Source organism: Rhodococcus sp. UNC363MFTsu5.1 (assembly GCF_000686785.1).
Lineage (GTDB): Bacteria > Actinomycetota > Actinomycetes > Mycobacteriales > Mycobacteriaceae > Rhodococcus_G > Rhodococcus_G maanshanensis.
This window is the reverse complement of sequence record NZ_JMLO01000027.1, coordinates 27012-44000: the sequence shown is the minus strand read 5'-3', so window position 1 is coordinate 44000 and position 16989 is coordinate 27012. Positions and strand designations below refer to the sequence as shown.

General features: G+C 68.8%; 15 protein-coding genes. 7 read left to right on the top strand and 8 right to left on the bottom strand.

The window, feature by feature from the left end; all coding sequences use genetic code 11:
- Positions 1–3: 3 nt before the first annotated feature.
- The gene (locus tag BR31_RS0119655; protein ID WP_027502465.1) at positions 4–1179 is read right to left on the bottom strand and encodes a sensor histidine kinase; all 1176 of its coding nucleotides are present in this window, start codon (positions 1177–1179) and stop codon (positions 4–6) included.
- A gap of 107 nt (positions 1180–1286) precedes the next feature.
- Here BR31_RS0119655 and BR31_RS0119650 point away from each other — a divergent pair, with 107 nt between their 5' ends.
- Together BR31_RS0119650 and BR31_RS0119645 are read left to right on the top strand one after the other, a co-directional pair.
- Positions 1287–2213, top strand: a complete 927-nt coding sequence (locus BR31_RS0119650; RefSeq protein WP_027502464.1) for an ABC transporter ATP-binding protein — start codon at positions 1287–1289, stop codon at positions 2211–2213.
- Between the two features lie 2 nt (positions 2214–2215).
- Complete coding sequence (locus BR31_RS0119645; RefSeq protein WP_037177378.1) at positions 2216–2959, top strand: ABC transporter permease; 744 nt, start codon at positions 2216–2218, stop codon at positions 2957–2959.
- A 90-nt stretch (positions 2960–3049) separates the two neighbouring features.
- Here the strand turns inward: BR31_RS0119645 and BR31_RS0119640 are convergent, their stop codons facing one another.
- Positions 3050–5221 carry a hypothetical protein gene (locus tag BR31_RS0119640; RefSeq protein ID WP_027502462.1) on the bottom strand — a complete coding sequence of 724 codons (2172 nt, stop codon included), beginning with the start codon at positions 5219–5221 and terminating at the stop codon, positions 3050–3052.
- Positions 5222–5663: 442 nt separating this feature from the next.
- Here BR31_RS0119640 and BR31_RS29400 point away from each other — a divergent pair, with 442 nt between their 5' ends.
- Positions 5664–6056 carry a DUF4240 domain-containing protein gene (locus tag BR31_RS29400; protein WP_197023665.1) on the top strand — a complete coding sequence of 131 codons (393 nt, stop codon included), beginning with the start codon at positions 5664–5666 and terminating at the stop codon, positions 6054–6056.
- 90 nt (positions 6057–6146) lie between these two features.
- On the opposite strand, the gene BR31_RS29395 is transcribed toward BR31_RS29400, so the two are convergent.
- The 3 genes from BR31_RS29395 to BR31_RS31615 form a co-directional block, all read right to left on the bottom strand.
- The gene (locus BR31_RS29395; protein WP_051637594.1) at positions 6147–7004 is read right to left on the bottom strand and encodes a tyrosine-protein phosphatase; all 858 of its coding nucleotides are present in this window, start codon (positions 7002–7004) and stop codon (positions 6147–6149) included.
- Between the two features lie 333 nt (positions 7005–7337).
- Positions 7338–7649 carry an integration host factor, actinobacterial type gene (gene mihF / locus BR31_RS0119625; protein WP_027502461.1) on the bottom strand — a complete coding sequence of 104 codons (312 nt, stop codon included), beginning with the start codon at positions 7647–7649 and terminating at the stop codon, positions 7338–7340.
- A gap of 167 nt (positions 7650–7816) precedes the next feature.
- Entirely contained in the window at positions 7817–8227 is a 411-nt protein-coding gene (locus BR31_RS31615) for a hypothetical protein (protein ID WP_027502460.1), read from the bottom strand.
- 182 nt (positions 8228–8409) lie between these two features.
- Between BR31_RS31615 and BR31_RS0119615 the strand changes: the two genes are divergently transcribed.
- Positions 8410–9078, top strand: coding sequence for a hemerythrin domain-containing protein (locus BR31_RS0119615; RefSeq protein WP_027502459.1), 669 nt, complete (start codon positions 8410–8412; stop codon positions 9076–9078).
- Here the strand turns inward: BR31_RS0119615 and BR31_RS29390 are convergent.
- Positions 9056–11359, bottom strand: a complete 2304-nt coding sequence (locus tag BR31_RS29390; protein ID WP_051637593.1) for an ATP-binding protein — start codon at positions 11357–11359, stop codon at positions 9056–9058. The two genes, BR31_RS0119615 and BR31_RS29390, sit on opposite strands and share 23 nt — an antisense overlap.
- A gap of 240 nt (positions 11360–11599) precedes the next feature.
- Here BR31_RS29390 and BR31_RS0119605 point away from each other — a divergent pair, with 240 nt between their 5' ends.
- The 3 genes from BR31_RS0119605 (at position 11600) to BR31_RS0119595 (ending at position 15232) form a co-directional block, all read left to right on the top strand.
- The gene (locus tag BR31_RS0119605) at positions 11600–13303 is read left to right on the top strand and encodes a 3-ketosteroid-delta-1-dehydrogenase (RefSeq protein ID WP_027502458.1); all 1704 of its coding nucleotides are present in this window, start codon (positions 11600–11602) and stop codon (positions 13301–13303) included.
- Positions 13304–13526: 223 nt separating this feature from the next.
- Positions 13527–14435, top strand: coding sequence for a DUF2268 domain-containing putative Zn-dependent protease (locus BR31_RS0119600; RefSeq protein WP_027502457.1), 909 nt, complete (start codon positions 13527–13529; stop codon positions 14433–14435).
- A 29-nt stretch (positions 14436–14464) separates the two neighbouring features.
- Positions 14465–15232, top strand: coding sequence for a MerR family transcriptional regulator (locus tag BR31_RS0119595; protein ID WP_027502456.1), 768 nt, complete (start codon positions 14465–14467; stop codon positions 15230–15232).
- Between the two features lie 32 nt (positions 15233–15264).
- On the opposite strand, the gene BR31_RS0119590 is transcribed toward BR31_RS0119595, so the two are convergent.
- The gene (locus tag BR31_RS0119590; protein WP_027502455.1) at positions 15265–16308 is read right to left on the bottom strand and encodes a phosphotransferase family protein; all 1044 of its coding nucleotides are present in this window, start codon (positions 16306–16308) and stop codon (positions 15265–15267) included.
- Between the two features lie 37 nt (positions 16309–16345).
- Positions 16346–16930, bottom strand: coding sequence for a TetR/AcrR family transcriptional regulator (locus tag BR31_RS0119585; RefSeq protein WP_027502454.1), 585 nt, complete (start codon positions 16928–16930; stop codon positions 16346–16348).
- Between the last annotated feature and the right edge of the window lie 59 nt (positions 16931–16989).

Sequence of the window (16989 nt, the reverse complement as noted above, 5' to 3'; positions counted from 1 at the left end):
AGTTCACCGCGTTCCGTCGAGCGGGAGTTCGACGTGTGTCTGCCAGACGCCGTCTGCGGGGCCGGTGTGCGCGTGACCGCCGAGGAGTTCCGCGCGTTCGTGGATCCCACGTAACCCGCTTCCGTGACCGGCGGGCGGGGTGCCGAGGGGCAGTGCATTGGTGACGTCGAGTTCGAGCCGCTCGGTATCCACGCGTATCTGGACCAGGACCGGTCCGGGGCCCGCATGCCGCAACACATTTGTCAGCGATTCCTGGAGGATGCGGTAGCCCTCCCGGGACTGCGGCCCCGGCACGCGATCGAGCGGGCCGGTGACCGCTGCTTCGATGTCGGCACCGGCCGATTGCGCCGACTCCACAAGTCCCTCGGCATCGGCGAGGGTGGGGCGTTGACCTGGCCCCGTGGTGTCGCGCAGGACGAGAAGGACGCGGTCGAGGTCGTCGAGCGCCGCTCGGCCGGTCTCCTCGATGGCGCGCAGCGCGCGCGAGGTGAACTGTGGATCGTCGGCCTCACGGGCGGCCCCGGCTTGGAGCACCGCGACGGTGAGGGCATGCCCGATCGAATCGTGCAGCTCCCGGGCCAGCCGATTGTGCTCGAGCAGAAGATCGGTGCGCGCCTCCAACGCCCTCACCCGCTCCGTGGCCGAAGGCCCGAGCAGCCGGCGCGCCAGTGCCGTGGCCAGTTCCCCGAGCCCGACGACCACCGCCAGGATCACCGCGATCGGCAGGGGGATCAGCAGCGCGAACAACCAGTGCGGTCGCGTGATCTGCACGAGGGCGTCCGCGCTCGGCTCAGCTCCGACGGTTGCGCCGATCAGATCCGCGCACAGCAGGATCATCGGCACACACACGGCGAGCAACACCGCGCTGAGAGCCAGCCGAGCCTCGAGCCAGAGCACGGTGCGCCAGCGGTCCGACCACCGCACCGACGGCGCAGCGCTGATGGACGACTCTTCACCCTGAGATCCCTCGCCGGGTGTGAGGAACAGGCGCGCCTGGATTCCCTCCGCGAGCCGCATCGCAGGCACCAATCCCACCGGCACGACGAGCAGGGCAAGCACATAGGGGTGGTCGTCGTCGATGAAGATCCACACCGCGGCGAACGCCAGCGGCAGGCACAGGTGCAGACCACGGGAGTAGGTGGCCGGACGAGTCACCAGTCGGCCGATCTCGCGGAGCATGACGCCATGATGCCAGGACCAGCACCGCAATCGTCTCCCCAAAATGGGGGAGGACCTCCCACCCGTGGGGGGAGATCGGGTGGCCGGCGCCGGAGAGGCTGAATGCCATGACCACCATCGAAGTCCACGAGCTCACCAAGGTTTACGGATCGACAACGGCGGTAGATCGCGTGACGTTCACGGTGCGCCCCGGCATCGTGACCGGCTTCCTCGGGCCCAACGGCGCGGGCAAATCCACCACCATGCGCATGATCCTCGGCCTCGACCGGCCCACGTCCGGGAGCGCCACGATCGGCGGCCTACCTTTCGCCGGGGCAGAACAGCCGCTGACGCTCGCAGGAGCGCTTCTCGATGCCTCAGCCCCCCACCCGGCACGGACCGCGCGCAACCACCTGCTCGCGCTCGCGGCGAGCAACCGGCTGTCGACGGACCGTGTCGGAGCCGTGCTCGACGAGGTCGGGCTGTCCGAGGTTGCCGCCCAGCGTGTCTCGACCTTCTCGCTCGGTATGCGCCAACGTCTCGGGATTGCCGCCGCGCTGCTCGGCGACCCGAGGGTGCTGATCCTCGACGAGCCGTCGAACGGGCTGGACCCAGAGGGAATCGTCTGGATCAGGGAAGTGCTGCGGCGGCTCGCGCGCGAGGGCCGAACCGTCCTGGTCTCGAGCCATCTGATGAGCGAGACCGCCGCCTTCGCCGATCATCTGCTCGTTCTCGACACGGGCCGCGTCCTTGCCGATTCCGCTACGGACGAGTTCGTTCGCGCGTTTGCCGAACCGTGTGTGCGCCTACGCACCCTGGCAGGTGCACCCACGCAAGAGGCGCTCGCCGGTTCGGGCTTCACGGCTGTCGAGGGCGACAGCGGCCGATGGACGGTTCCCGGCGCTCGAATCGAGGACGTCGGACCTCTGCTGGCCGGAGCGGGCATCCCCGTTCTCGAACTGGCCGATGAACACGCCTCGCTCGAACAGGCTTACCTGGCCTTGACATCGCCCGGGGCCGCCCACACATCCGGCACGACAATCCAGGAGGTATAGCCATGACTTTCGCGCCTGTGCTCCGTTCGGAATGGATCAAGGCTCGGTCGCTGCCCTCACTGGGTGGGGTGCTCGCGCTACTCTTCGTCGTCACCGTGGGGTTCTCCCTGGTCGGCAGTGCGACATTGGGCCGGGAGAGCTCCGCCGGGCCCGATTTCGACCCGTTGCTGATCAGCTTCTTCGGCATCAACTTCGGTCAGGTCGTCGCGATCAGCTTCGGCGCTCTCGTCGCGGCGGCGCAGTACAAGGACAACGGGGCAAGGATCTGGTTCGTCGCCGTGCCCCGCCGCGGCGCGCTCTACCTGGCCACTCTGGCCGTCGTCGCGGGGCTGACCTTCGTTGTCGGCCTGGTGACGGCAGCGACCTGCTTGGTCGGTGGGCAGTGGCTGCTCGGTGACGAGCGAATGGCATGGTCAGGTCCCGTCGCTTTCCGCGCGATCGTCGGTTGCGCCATCTATCTGACCTTGATGGCGCTGTTCGCTGCCGGTATGGCGAGCCTGTTACGCAGTGCCACAGCCACACTGGGCGTTCTCGTCCCGCTCGTGCTGATGCTGTCGTTCGTGCTCGGCGATGTCACCAGCAACGGCGGTTTCGTCGCCTACCTGCCGGACCGAGCGGGTCGCCAGGTGCTCGTCCAGGATCCGGTCGGTTCCCCGGGCGCATGGGCCGGTCTGGCGGTGACCGCCGCTTGGGCGGCCGCGGCGGTCTGGTCGGGTTGGCGGGCCGTGCGTCGCCGCGACGCCTGACTCCACTGCCACGTACGGCGGTTCCTCAGGCCCGACGAATGAGGGTGAATCCCCGTGTGCGGTAGTCGCCGGCGGTTGAGCACAGGGGACTCATTCGGTCTCCAGGTTCTGCAGGATCTGGCGCAGGCGGGGGAGGGCGCGTTCATCCTCGACAGCGATGTCGCCGGTGGAGTCGAAGCGCTCGTCGCGGTCCAGGAGGGAGTGGAGCTTCTTCGCGACCGCGCGGCGGACCGTTGCCGGTGCTGCCGCCAGCCGTTCGGCGAGCCGGAGGCCGAGGTCGCGCGCCCACCGATCGGTCACGGCACCCGCGACGACCTTCGCGATTCGTGCGGGTGTGCCGGGCAGGGGCAGCCCGACGTCGAGGATGGCGATCGCGGCTGCGGCGCTGGCCTTGACGAGCGGTCCGTTGAAGTTCTTGCGGTCGGTGACGACGAGGTCGGCGAGCAGAGCCTCGAAGTCGGTGCGCGCCTCGGGCGACAACAACTGCTGGGCGCGCCAATCGAGCGCGAGACCGATGGCTTCTTCGATCGGGCCGCGACCGGCGTCGATGATGCTGCGAAGCACAGGCCAGCCGGTTGCGGTCTCGCCCGAGTCGACGGCGGCGAGGATGCGTAGTGAGGTCAGCTGGTTGGCTCGCTGGTAGTCGCTCGTCGCGGGCTTCTCGCCTACGAGGCTGCGGCACCAGTCGAGGAAGCGCGGGTCGGTGCGGTCAGCCCAGTGCGCGAGCACCTCTGACTCCCTGTACGTGAGGTCGGCGCCGAGGACGCGATGGAAGTCATCCGGGTCCTTCGTCAGGCGCGCGAGAGCGAGCAGCACTGTCGCATCGCCGGTGACGCTCGCCTCACGGATGCGATCGACGCTGGCGGTGTCGCCCCACGTCGCGAGCGCGTCGGCGACCTGCTTCGGCGCGACCGCGAGCAGCTCCCGGACCTCCGGCAGCGCGCCGGCGGTGGCCTCGGCGGGCCAGGAGGCGAGCAACTCGACGAGGTGCCCGGCGCCGTCGCGGGACGGATCGGCAGGAGGCTGCTGCCGCAGCGCCTGCCGGATACCAGCGATCAGCATGGTCGCGGACGGGGCGGGCTCGCGCACGAGCGCGTAGCCGAGCGCGGAACGCCCCGACGCGGAGGTGGCAACCATGAGACCGCGGGCGGCGGGGTTCGTGAGCAGGGCCTGTGCCATCGGGCGCGCCCACCGTCCGTCGCCGGCCCGCAGCAGGGCGAGAGCGGAATCGGCCCGAGCATCCGTGTCGAAGGTGCTCGACCCGATGGCGGAGGTGCCACCGGCAGTGACCCGCTCGGCGAGGGCGACGAGCAGGTCGCAGACCTCGGGCGTCGCCGGGCACTGGCGGAGCGCGGCGATCATCACCTCCGGCGTGGCTTCAGGCAGTGCCGCGAGTGCGAGCAAACGACGGACCGCCGCCGGGGCGTTGCTCCTGGATTCGGTGACGACATCGACGAGCCCTGCGATCGTCGTCTCGTCCGGCGTCGGCAGCGCGGCCAGCACGTGAGCCGACGCCGCGGGGTTGACCGCGCTCAACCACTCCGGGAGGTTTCCGACACCGAACGCGATGCGGGGTGTCACCTCGACGGCGAGCTCCCATCCCGCCACGACCGCGTCGAGGTCGGTGGTCTCAGTGCCCCCGGCCGCGATCCGCGCAAGCGTCGCCGCCATCACCAGGCCGGGATCCCCGTCAGCGAGGGCCGCCGACACCTCGACACCGAGTGTCGTGAGCGCGGCGACACATGCCTGCTCGACCTGCCCCGTGGGGCGTGCGCTCGCCCGCGCCGCGAGCGTATCGAGGGCGGCGGAATCGGCCTTGCGCGCGGCGGCCTGCAGCAGTGCCGCGGCTGCGGCCTCCGGGCCATCGTCGGCGATCAGTGGTCGCACGAGCGCCGCGATCGCGATCAACGAGTCTCGGGCCGACCGGACGAGGGTGGCCGTCTCGGCGTCGTCCACCTCGACCTGTTCGTAGTCGTGCACCGCGTCGGCGAACATCAGCAGCAACCACGCCGTGCTCTCCGCATCCGCGGTCTGTCGTGCGCCGAGCAGCGATGCGATCGACGTCATCGCCGGCGGGGTCGAGTCGTAGAGGGTTCCCTGATGCAACACTGCCGCCCACAGTTCGTGTAGGGACTCTTCGACTGTCTCCGTGCCGGCCAGTCCCTCGATCCAGCCGGGCACATCGCTCGCATCGCCGTACGCATGCTCCAGCGTCGGCCAATTGACCTCGGCGAGGTGGGTGCGCCAGTGCACGCTGTTCATGGGGTCTCCTTGTCATGGATCAGCCCGATGTCGGGCAGGCCGTTGAACTGTTGGGCCGTGTCCACGATGGGCTGCGCCTGGTCGGCTGGAACCGCCGCCTCGGGTGAGCGCGCATCCGAGTTGACAAGCGGCGGTGTCGATGACGTAGGCGAGGTGCCGTTGCGTGGCAGCTATCTGAGGGGGTCGGTGCTCGCCGAGGAGTCTGCCATCACCCACCGCGTAGGTGTGTGGACGGGCGTTCCAGCGGCGGTCGGGCGGTTCGGTGTCCTCAATGCGTTTCTTCGACCCATGCGGGCTGCGCCCGACTGTCGTCGAGCACACTTCGGTGACAGGTCCGGGCCCGGTGCGGGGATGAGGCCATCGCGTTCGGTTGCGGTTGGGCCGAGTCTCATCACTGATGGGATGCCCGTAGGTCTGCTCGTCTGGAAGGTTGGGAGAGGCTTTGGCTGACGATGTTCGTCACGACGACGGTCCGGACGTGGACTGGTTCTGGGACGTTGTCGAGGAGTCCTCGGGGAGCCGCGATCGCCTTCGCGAAATTCTTGGACGACTGCCTAAGGACGTCGTCTACAAGTTCCAAGATCTGTTCTTGGACTTCGCCGCCGAGCTACAGGACGAGCCGTATCGTTCCTATCTCGGGCCCGACGAGTCTGAGGATGGCCTGGAAGATGCAGCGCAGTGGGTCGTCAGCCAGGGCCGCGTGAGATACGAAGCGGTTCTCTCAGAGCCGAGCCGGATGCCATCACACATCGACGGCGGTGATCCAACCAACCTTGGCGGGCTCGCCTACGAGGTCTACTACGACCGGTTCGGGGAGCCCCTGGACCTGCTCTAGGTCCTGTCTGACAAATGTCGGGTCGGTGGCCGAGCCGACGCCGAGCCCTGTGCAGGATTCCTGTCCGCCGAGGCAGCGATTTGGTCCGCACTACCCGCCCGCGGGGATCACGTCGGCGGGCTTCATCGTCAGCGGGTCGACCGCGTCGCGTAGCTGTGTTCGTACGCTCTCGATTTCGGCGTCGGACAGCCCACCTCCACGCAGGTATCCAGCTGCGCCGCCGTGCACCCGGTCAAGCCAGTTCATAGCCGTCTCGATCGCATCGGCAGGTGACTCCGTCGCCAGGGCACGAAGTCTCGGCACAGCAGGGATGCCAAGGGAGGTGATGAGGCCGAGCAACTGCTCGGCGAACTGGCCCGCCAGGTTCTCGCCCGTGCGCGTGTAGTCCTCGACGATCGCCCACCGTTCGACGTCGGCGAGCATCAGCAGAATCGCCGATACCAACCCAGTACGGTCCTTTCCTGCGGTGCAGTGGAAGAGCACGCCGGGACGAGACTCGTCAGCAGGAGTGACGATGCTCCTCGCTGCGGTCGCGAACGCGCCAGCACTGTTCTCGAGAATCGTCACGTAGAGATCACTCAGCAGCGGAATCTGGTCGACGATGTTCTGGATCTGATCGTGCGTCAGCGACTCACTGCGCTCATCGGAGGGAAGTAGTTGCTGCACAAGCTCGTCCATGGCCCCACCCTGAACGGGCAGCGAGATGAACCGGACGGAACCATCCGTAGGAAGCACATCAGGCGCCCGGAGCCGCTCTCCCTCGGTCCGCAGATCCACAACCGTCCCGATCCCCAACGATGCCAACTGCTCGACTCCCACCGGGGTGAGCGAACTCAAGGCGTCGGAGCGATACAGCACTTTAGCACGCACCGTGCCGCCACCCACGAGGGGTAGCCCCGCAAGACCGCGCGCGTTGTGTGTTACCTCGAGCATCGTGGATAGATCCATCCGAACTGCTCCTCACCTTGACGTCGAGTGAATCTGGAGCGCTCCATCCAGCGCCGCCCGACCTTGATCGACAGCATGTGACCGGTAGGGCGAGATACGTGTCTCGCCCTACCGCCGTCATCGGCTCTCACCCACTCCATGCGTCGGAATTCGTTCCGACAGTTGACCAGTCGGTGATCACCTAGCGCTCTTCGCAGGTCAGACGTCAACCAAACACGGGAGCAGTCCCGTTCGGCCGACGAGCTGCTGAGCGCCGCCGGGTATTGAGAGCTGTTGGTGCGCACCGGCAATGAGGCTTGCCGGTGCGCACCCAGTGTGCGAGTGATGTTGCGGTCAGCCTAGTTTCGCGAGCAGGTCAGCGCGCTGACGCGCGCCGAGGCCGGATACTCGCCGTGTCTCCGCGATCCCGATCGACTCGGTGATGTCGCGAGCCTTGATCTTGCCGATGTTCGGCAGCGACTCGAGGAGGTAGAGCACCTTCGTCTTACCGACGAGCTCGTCTGACTCAGCTCTGTCCAGGATGTCGGTGAAGGTGAGCTTCCCCGACTTGAGACCCTCGCGAAGCTCCGAACGGGCCTTGCGGGACGCAGCCGCCTTCTCCAGGGCGGCGGCGCGCTGTTCGGGGGTCAAGGTGGGCAGTGCCATGTTGGGCATCCTCTCGCTTGGTTACCGACCGAATCTTCAGGCTAGAACGGTGTAGTCGCCTGGCAGTTCATTCTCGGCCTCGCGTGTCGACACCGGGAAGTGCGAGCGGCTGGCTCTGCCCGTCCGCGGACGAGATGGCCGGAGCTCGCAGAGGTCGGTCCAGGGGATCAGCGCGCCGAGAGCGACGACCGGACCCGGCTGACCGTGAGGTACGTCGCGATCATCAGCAGTCCGACGTAGACGTCGTTCTCGAACCAGCCGAACACCGTCTGCTTCTCCACCGTGAACGTGGTCGGGTAGTAGAAGACGCTGACCGCCAGCAGGACGACGAGATAGGCGAGCACGCCGGCCTGGGCCCAGCGCTCCGGTCGGCGCGCGAGCCACACCGAGCCGAATCCGACGGCGTAGAAGAGCCAGGCGGCGGGCGTCGTCACGGTGAAGGTCGGGTCCGCGATGCCCGCGACCGCCGCGTACCCGGTGTGGAAGGCGGACAGGATGAACGCGGCTGCGAGCACCCGCGGGACGGCGCTGGTGGTCGCGGTGTCGGGGGGTGTGGTGAGGGCGGTGGTGGTCGGCATGGACGGCTCCTTGCATCGGGCGACCCTCGCGGTCGCTGTACGGCCCGATCGTCGGTCGGACGCCCGGCGGGCGACAGCCACAGCGGCGAACTGTGGGGGCAGCGTGGGGGTCGCGTGGCTGGGCGTCGGGCGCTGCGCCGCACAGGCTGGATGCATACCGAACACCCACCCTGGAGGTCCGCATGAAGGTCGTCAGCCCTACCACCCAGTCCCGCCCCGACGTCAACGAGATGGTCGTCATCCACCGCGTCTTCCGGCGTGAGTTCGCCGCGCTGCCGAAGCTGATCCGGGCCGTCGCCGAGGCCGACGCGGCGCGGGCCGAGCTGGTCTCGGAGCACCTCGCGCTGATCCTCGACGGCCTGCACATGCATCACACCGGCGAGGACGCCGTGCTGTGGCCGCTGCTGCAGGTGCGCGCGGCTCCGTCGACGGCACTCGTCGAGACGATGCAGCGCCAGCACGAGCTCGTCGACGGCCGCACCGAGGAGGTCCGGACGCAGGGTGCGGTCTGGGCGCAGGCCCCGACGCCGATCGGCGGCGAGCAGCTCGCGAAGCAGGTCGAAGACCTGGCGGCCGCGCTCTTCGAGCACCTCGAGCTCGAGGAACGGGAGATCCTGCCGTTGGTGTCGCGTCACATCACCGTCGAGGAGTGGCAGAGCCTCGGAGACCACGGTCGCGATGCGATGTCCACCCGGCAGCTCCCGCTGATGTTCGGCGCCATCCTCGAGGAGGCCGACGCCGACGAGCGGGGCCGGATGCTGGCTCAGTTGCCGGCCCCGGTGCGCCTGTTCCTGCGCACCGTGGGTGCCCGTCAGTACCGGCGCTACATCACCCGCGTGCGCGCCGCGTGAGCTCGGCCACCAGGCCCGCGAGCTCGGGCGCTGCCGCGGCGCGGCCGGCGTTCCAGGCTGCCTGGAATGCGTTGTCCCCGAGGAGGTCACGCGTGGTGGCGAGGTCCTGCGCCGCGAGCTCGCGGGAAACCGGGAAGCGGGGGTCGACGGCATCGGTCACCGACAGGGATGCCGAGGCGGCGAGGAGGCCGGCAGCGGCCCGTGGTTCGCCCAGCCGGACGGCGACCCCGGCCAGGGCAGGCAACGCGTAGCTGAGGGGCCAGCTCATCCGGGCGTCGAGCGACAGGGTGATGGACTGGCCGAGCAGGGCTGCCGTGCCTGCGGTGTCACCCCGAAGGGCCGTGACCGTGGCCCTGCGCGTCAGGCAGGTGGCGAGGGTGAAGTCGTTGCCCAGGCTCGTCGCGATCTCGAGCGCACGGCCGAGCACCCGGTCGGCCTCGTCCAGGTCGCTGCGGACCAGCGCGAGCTGACCGAGCGCGACCAGCGTGTGCGCCTCGATCCACGTCAGGCCGGCTCCCGAGGCGCCTGCCAGCGCCTCGTCGAGAAGATCGCGGGCCTCGTCGAGCGACCCCACGAAGACCGCGGCGTGCCCTGCCAGCGTCGTCGCCTCGGCTGTGAGGCCGCCGTCATCGACGCGACGGGCGATCGGGACCACGGCGTCGGCCACCTCCCGCATCCGGGTGATGTCACCGGTGGCGAACAGCAGACCCATTCGGCCGATCAGTGTTCTGGCGCGGACAGCGTCGGAGGCCGGCGGTTTCGCCCGGTCCAGCCACTCGAGCCCCTCGCGGGCATGTCCTCGCAGAGCGAGGTAGAGCCACAGGGTGGACGCCAGCTCCGCGGCATCGTCGTCACGGTCGAGTTCGAGCAGACGCAGATACGACGAGCGCAGGTTGGCGTGATCGGCCTCCAGCCGGTCGAGCTCGACGCGCAGAGCCGGACCGCGCAGCCGCGGGCCGGCGGCGAGGGCGCAGGAGTGGTACCACCGGGCGTGGCGATCGGCCGCGGCCGCTGCACCTCCGGCGGCAACGAGTCGCTGTCCGGCGTACTGCCGCACCGGCTCGAGCAGCCGGAAGCGCGGTTGGTCATCGGTCGGCGCGCTGCGGGCGACCAGTGAGTGGTCGACGAGCACGGTGAGAGGGGCGAGCACGTCGGCGAGCCCTGTCACCGCGGCGGCCGCGTCGAGGGTGAAGCCGCCGGAGAAGGCCGCGAGCTGCTCGAACGCCGCGGCGTCGGTGGGGGTGACGAGGTCGAGGCTCCAGCCGAGCGCGGCCGTCATCGTGCGCTGGCGCTCCGCGAGGTCACGCGGCCCCGGGGGCGCCCCGTGGACCTCGAGGCGAGCGAGCAGCGCCGCCGGGGTCAGTAGGCGCGTGCCCGCCGCGGCGAGCTCGAGCGCCAGCGGCAGGCCGTCGAGGCGACGGCAGATGGCTGCCAGGACCGGAGCGTTGTGTGCGTCGAGCGCCAGATCGGCTCCCGCCGCGGTGGCGCGGTCCAGGAGGAGCTGGACCGACGCGGCAGTTCGCACGTCGTCGTACAGGTCGCTCTGGGGGAGAGGCAGCGGGCCGAGACCGACCTCGTGCTCGGATCGGACGCGCAACGCGGCCCGACTCGTGACCAGCAGCACGAGCCCGGGGCACCGGGTCAGCAGGTCGGCCACCTCGGGTGCCGCGTCGAGGAGATGCTCGAAGTTGTCCAAGAAGACCAACGCACGGCGGCCCGCGAGCGAGGCGACCAGCCGGCCGGTGACGCCGCCTGCGCCGCGCTCGGGCAGGTCGACGGCGGCAGCGAGCTGCGGCAGGACCTGTGCCGGATCGCGGACGAGGGCCAGGTCCACGGCGACGGCGACGTCGTAGGAAGGTGCCAGCTGCTCCAGCACCGCGATCGCCACCCGGGTCTTGCCGACGCCGCCCGGTCCGGTGACCGTGATCAGGCGCCTGCCGGACGACACCAGCGCCGCGATGCGCTCGATGTCGCCGTCCCTGCCGATCAGGTCGGTGACCGGCGCGGTCACCGACCAGGTGCCCGCGCTGCGAGCCGCGGGACGCATGGATGCGGGAACCGCGGCGCCGAGGAGGGCACGGTGGGCTTCGTCGAGGTGGAGCGCATCGGCCAGCGCCCGCACCGTGTGCGGGTAGGGCCGCTTCCGCTCCCCACGCTCGAGCGCGCTCACGGCCTTGACCGAGAGACCGGCTCGCTCGGCGAGCTCCTCCTGGGTCAGGCTGCGGGACATGCGCAGCCGCCGCAGGACGGCACCGAAGCTGCTCTCGTTCGCCTGCGCCACGGCAGGGACGCTAGCCCACTGGCGGCGCCACGACACGATTCAGGGGTAAAGCCTGCGGCGCTCGGGCCGCTGGACAGGACCCGCGCCTGGGTGCGAGGTCGGCGTGCGACTGCAGCCGGCATCATGCCAGGTCGTACCGATACCCGGGGTACCGATTCCACTGGGCGGACACTGCGGTAGGCGTGGCGGTCCCAACGCTCCTAGCGTTCAGCGCACAACTTGGTGGAGTAGGAGTTCTTGATGGGCAAGCACGAAGTACCAGCGGTCACACCCGCACGCGACATAACGGTCGATCTGCTCGTGGTCGGCGCCGGCACCGGCATGGCGGCGGCTCTGACCGCCAACGAAAAGGGCCTGTCGACCCTGATCGTCGAGAAGACGAAGTACGTGGGCGGGTCGACGGCCCGCTCCGGTGGCGCGTTCTGGATCCCGGACAATCCGATCCTGCGGGAGGCCGGCGCCGGCGACAGCGCCGAGAAGGCGAAGACCTACGTGCAAGCGGTGGTCGGCGACTCCGCGCCCGCCGCGCGCGGCCAGGCCTTCCTCGACCACGGCGCCGCCACCGTCGACCTGCTCAGCCGCACCACCCCGATGAAGTTCTTCTGGGCTGAGGGCTACTCCGACTACCACCCCGAGCTGCCCGGCGGATCCGCGGCGGGTCGCACCTGCGAGTGCCGTCCGTTCAACGCCTCGGTGCTCAAGGGCGAGCGGGGCCGGCTGCGGCCCGGCGTCATGGAGGCACCGGTCCCGATGCCGACCACCGGCGCCGACTACAAGTGGATGAACCTGGTGGCCAAGGTCCCGACCAAGGGCATCCCGCGCATCCTCAAGCGCGTCGCCCAGGGCATCGGCGGGCTCCTGGTGGGCCGCGAGTACATGGCAGGCGGACAGGCGCTCGCCGCAGGTATGTTCGCGGGCGTGCTGCGCGCCGGCATCCCGGTGTGGACCGAGACGTCCCTCGTGCGCCTGGTTACCGAGGGCGACAAGGTCACCGGTGCCGTCGTGGAGCAGGGTGGCCGCGAGTTCACCGTGACCGCCACGCGCGGCGTCGTGCTGGCCGCGGGCGGCTTCGACCACGACATGGACATGCGCCACAAGTTCCAGTCGGAGAACCTCGTCGACCACGAGAGCCTCGGCGCGGAGGGCAACACCGGCGACGCGATCAAGATCGCCCAGCAGGGCGTCGACGCCGGGATCACACTGATGGACCAGACCTGGTGGTTCCCGGCGATCGCGGCGCTGCCCGGCGGCACCCCGTCGGTCATGCTCGCCGAGCGGGCGCTGCCCGGATCGTTCATCGTCGATCAGACCGGCAAGCGCTTCGTCAACGAGGCGAAGGACTACATGTCCTTCGGGCAGCTCGTCCTCGACCGCGAGCGGGCCGGTGATCCGATCGAGTCCATGTGGATCGTCTTCGACCAGACGTACCGCAACAGCTACATCATGGCCGGCAGCCTGTTCCCGCGGCAGCCGCTGCCCCAGGCCTGGTATGACGCCGGGATCGCGCACCGCGCCGACAATCCGGCCGAGCTCGCGCGCGCGATCGGCCTGCCGGAGGGGGCGTTCGTCGACACGTTCCGCCAGTTCAACGTGAACGCGGCCGCCGGCACCGACCCCGACTTCCAGAGGGGCGCAAGCGCTTACGACCGCTACTACGGCGACCCGACCGTGTCCCCGAACCCAAACCTGCGGCCGCTCGAGAACGGCCCGTACTTCGCGGTGAAGATGACGCTGAGCGACCTCGGGACCTGCGGCGGTGTCCAGGCCGACGAGCGTGGTCGGGTGCTGCGCGAGGACGGCAGCGCGGTGGCCGGGCTCTACGCCATCGGCAACACCGCGGGCAACGCCTTCGGCAAGGTCTACCCCGGAGCAGGCGCCACCATCGGCCAGGGGCTCGTGTACGGCTACATCGCGGCACTCGACGCCGCGCAGCAGGCGGGCTGACCACGCGTCACCCGCGCACCCCGATAGTCGGCCGCGCCGCGTACAGCGGCGCGGCCGGCCGTCGATGCGACTCCCGTCCTGCACCGACCTGGACTTTGCGCTTCTCGAGGCCGTGAGCGGTGGAAGTCATCGTCGGTCGGGCGCCGCCAGTTGTACTGACCGGGGACCTTGATCGAGGAAACGGTTGACCTTGCCGTAGCGGCAATGTTTACGGTCGCTTGCCATGAGCATTTCAGTGATTGACAGTGCCTCGGGCATGAACCGAGTCCTCACGGCGAACACGAAGGATCGCGCCGACCTCATCCGTGACATGTGGGCTCCCATGGCCGGGATGTACCAGTTCATCCCCGGCGGCGTGGACATGGCCACCGTGCACCAGCAGAACTTCGGCTTCTGTCCGGACTCTGCGATCGAGCAGGTCCGTGAAGGTCTGGAGTCCCTTGTCGCGGCAGATGCGTGGGCCCGAATCGAGAAGGCCCTCGAGTACGGCGTCGCAGCGTTGTCATCCGCCGATCCTGGCGTGACGATCCCCGACCTGAACGTGCTGCTCGTTCTGGGTGATCCGACCAGCAAGCACTTCGTCGACGAAGTGCAGGGGATCTCAGGGTTCGGCGGCATCAGCGGCTACATCGCCATCACCGTGTGGCCCACCTGCCGTGTCCTCGATCGCCTCGAGGCGATCGCGGTCCACGAGCTGCACCACAACGTGCGCTACTCACCCGGCGGTGTCGTGTGGAACCCACAGAAGGTGACAGTTGGCGAGCACGTTGTGTCCGAGGGGCTCGCCGACGTCTTCGCGTCCGAGCTGTACGGCGATGCCGGCTACACCCATTTCGTGCGCGAGGAAACCCGCTCTGACGACCGGGTCCTGGCCAAGGTCGCCAGCGGGCTGGGTGTCACCGGAATGGCGGACTTCGCGTCCTGGGTGCTCGGCGACTCCAGCGCGCGACTACTCGGCGCCGCCCCGGTTGGCCTGCCGACCGGGGCCGGCTACGCAGCCGGCGCTCGGCTCGTCCGTGCATATCTCGACGCCACGGGCACCACGGCAGCCCACAGCGTCCGTACTCCCGCGTCCGACATCCTGCACATCGCGCTGCCACGGCTGGGCCTGACGCCCGACGCGGCACACTGAGCAGCACCTCGAATGACAGGAGCCCGGCGATGGAATGGACGGTGCACGAGCTCGCTGAACGCGCAGGCATCAGCGGCCGCACCCTGCGCCACTATCACCGCATCGGGCTGCTCGAGCCCGATCGCGTCGGATCCAACGGCTACCGCTACTACGGTCCTGACGCGGTCGCGCGCCTGCAACGCATCCTTCTGCTCCGCGACACGGGTATGGCACTGGCCGACATCGCCGCAGTCCTCGATGCACCCGAGACGCCGACCGCCGAGAGCGAAGCGCTCCAGGCCCACCTGACGCAGCTCGCCGAGGACCGCGAGGCCCTGGACCGGCGCATCAGCGCGGTCGAGCACACCCTGCAGATGCGTCGAGAGGGTCGCGAACCGCGCATGGACGTGATGCTCGAAGGCTTCAACGACCGCTACGAAGCCGAGGTCGTACGACGGTGGGGACGCGAAGCTTTCGAGGCGTCGAACCGATGGTGGCACGCCAAGTCCATAGGACAGCAACGCGACTGGCAGGTCAGCGCCCAGACTCTGCTGACCCGGTGGGCCGAGATCCACGAGGCCGGCCACCCACCCGGCTCACCAGTTGCTCAAGAGCATGCCGCCGTTCATGTGGCCTGGTTCGCCGACATCCCCGGAACACCCACCCACGCCGGCGATGCGGAACGATCCGCCGCAATGGTGCGAGGCATGGCCGACCTCTACGAGACCAACCCCGACTTCCACCAGACCTTTGGCAGCCCACAGGCCGCGCAGTTCGCCGCGAACGCCCTGCGTATCCACGTGCAGCGCCCGGCTTGACACCGCGATTGGCATCCAGGCCTGTCGGCGGGCTACAGGCGTTGGGCGTATCGCCAGGCCTGTGTGGCCAGTCGCTCTGCTTGTGCGCCGAATGACTCTGCGGTTCGGTCGATCTCGCCCATCGAGCCGCGGAGAGTGCGTGTGTAGACGCCTTCGACGATGCAGGCGATCTTCCACCAGTTGAAAGCGACGTAGTAGTCGATGTCAGGAACGGTGGCCGGCTGTGCGGCGGCCAGGTACGCCTCAACGATTTCGTCCCGTGTGGGAAAGCCCTCGACTCGTGTGGGCGGATTCTCGAGCGCGCACACCTCGTCTCCGGGCTCTGCCCAGTAGGCGAGTAATTGCCCGAGGTCTGCGAGCGGGTCGCCGACCGTTGTCAGCTCCCAGTCGAGGATTCCGCGGACGCTGCCGTCGGCGGTGATGAGGCAGTTGTCGAGTCGGAAGTCGCCGTGCACGATACCGCTGGCGCGTTGTCGAGGGATTTGATCGACCAGGCGGTCGTGAGTTCGGCCGATGTCCTCGAGAGTGCGGACTCGGTCGTTCTCCCAGTTCGATGACCAGCGGCGAAGTTGCCTCGAGAGGTAGTCATTGCGGCTGGCCAAGGCGTCCCACCCTACCTCCCGCGGGTCGACGGCGTGCAGGTCGGCGAGCGCTCGTATCAAGGAGTGGGTTACTTCCGGTCGGCGGGCGACCGGGATTGTCGCGCGGACGGATTCGGGGTCGCGTAGTACGTGGCCCTCGATGTGGTCCATCACGAAGAATGGTGCGCCAGTGACGGACTCGTCGTTGCAGGTGCCGACCACTATCGGTGCGGGCACGGGGGTATCTCGAAGGCGGTCGAGCACGTCCGCCTCGCGTAGGACGTCGTGGGCGCGCGAATACGCCATACCGAGTGGGGGTCTACGAAGCACCCAGCGCGATCCGTCGCCGTCGGTCACCGCGTAGGTGAGATTCGAGCGTCCGCCGGGAATTCGGTCGAATCGCAATGGTCCGTGGGCGGACGGAACGTGCGCGTGGAACCACGCGGTGACTTGCGGCTCGCGGAGGCCGAAGTCGGTTTCCGGGGTGCTACTCATCAGGTCCTTCCTGGTTGTCGGCGAGGGAGTCGACTGGTCAGGGCTGCGCGTCGATTCCTTCGAGAAATACAGAGACGACGGCGTGGGCGAGCTGGTCGGTTCCGAAGCTGGGGGCGGGGGTGAACCATCGCAGTGAGAGCCAGACCGCGTCGCGGATCAAGCCGTAGAGGACCTCGGGCGGAAGATCGGAGCGGAACTCCCCGGCCTTGATCCCGGCCTCGATCACGGTGATCCACGCACTTTTAGTGGTCCGGGCGGCATCTCGAATCTTGCGGTATGCCGGGAGTTTGCGGAGGTGGGTGGTGTTGTTCTGATAGATCTCGGACGCGTGAGGGTGCGCCTGGCTGACCCGGAACGACGCGTGGACCAGAGCATCGAGCCGCTCGCGTGGGCCGGCCGGGGTGTCGATGATCGCCTGGTACTCGTGCGTGAGGTCGTCGAGGTAACGGGTGACGATCACCTCGGCGATCGCGTCCTTGGACGGGAAGTAGTGGTAGAGGCTGCCCGAGAGCACTCCGACGCTGTCGGCGATGTCGCGGACCTTGGTCCCCGCGATGCCCTTGGTCGCGAACAGTTCGGCTGCCCGCTCCACGATCAGGGTGTGGCGATCGGACCACTCCATGTGTGCCTCCGTTGCACTCTGTGAACCCCACGCTTCGTGCGGGAGCAGAACTCACCCTA

Coding starts and splice junctions, on each gene's coding strand:
- BR31_RS0119650 (WP_027502464.1), top strand. CDS start 1,287: ATGACCACCATCGAAGTCCACGAGCTCACCAAGGTTTACGGATCGACA.
- BR31_RS0119605 (WP_027502458.1), top strand. CDS start 11,600: ATGGGCAAGCACGAAGTACCAGCGGTCACACCCGCACGCGACATAACG.
- BR31_RS0119645 (WP_037177378.1), top strand. CDS start 2,216: ATGACTTTCGCGCCTGTGCTCCGTTCGGAATGGATCAAGGCTCGGTCG.
- BR31_RS0119595 (WP_027502456.1), top strand. CDS start 14,465: ATGGAATGGACGGTGCACGAGCTCGCTGAACGCGCAGGCATCAGCGGC.
- BR31_RS29395 (WP_051637594.1), bottom strand. CDS start 7,004: ATGGATCTATCCACGATGCTCGAGGTAACACACAACGCGCGCGGTCTT.
- mihF (WP_027502461.1), bottom strand. CDS start 7,649: ATGGCACTGCCCACCTTGACCCCCGAACAGCGCGCCGCCGCCCTGGAG.
- BR31_RS31615 (WP_027502460.1), bottom strand. CDS start 8,227: ATGCCGACCACCACCGCCCTCACCACACCCCCCGACACCGCGACCACC.
- BR31_RS0119615 (WP_027502459.1), top strand. CDS start 8,410: ATGAAGGTCGTCAGCCCTACCACCCAGTCCCGCCCCGACGTCAACGAG.
- BR31_RS0119585 (WP_027502454.1), bottom strand. CDS start 16,930: ATGGAGTGGTCCGATCGCCACACCCTGATCGTGGAGCGGGCAGCCGAA.
- BR31_RS0119655 (WP_027502465.1), bottom strand. CDS start 1,179: ATGCTCCGCGAGATCGGCCGACTGGTGACTCGTCCGGCCACCTACTCC.
- BR31_RS0119640 (WP_027502462.1), bottom strand. CDS start 5,221: ATGAACAGCGTGCACTGGCGCACCCACCTCGCCGAGGTCAATTGGCCG.
- BR31_RS0119590 (WP_027502455.1), bottom strand. CDS start 16,308: ATGAGTAGCACCCCGGAAACCGACTTCGGCCTCCGCGAGCCGCAAGTC.
- BR31_RS0119600 (WP_027502457.1), top strand. CDS start 13,527: ATGAGCATTTCAGTGATTGACAGTGCCTCGGGCATGAACCGAGTCCTC.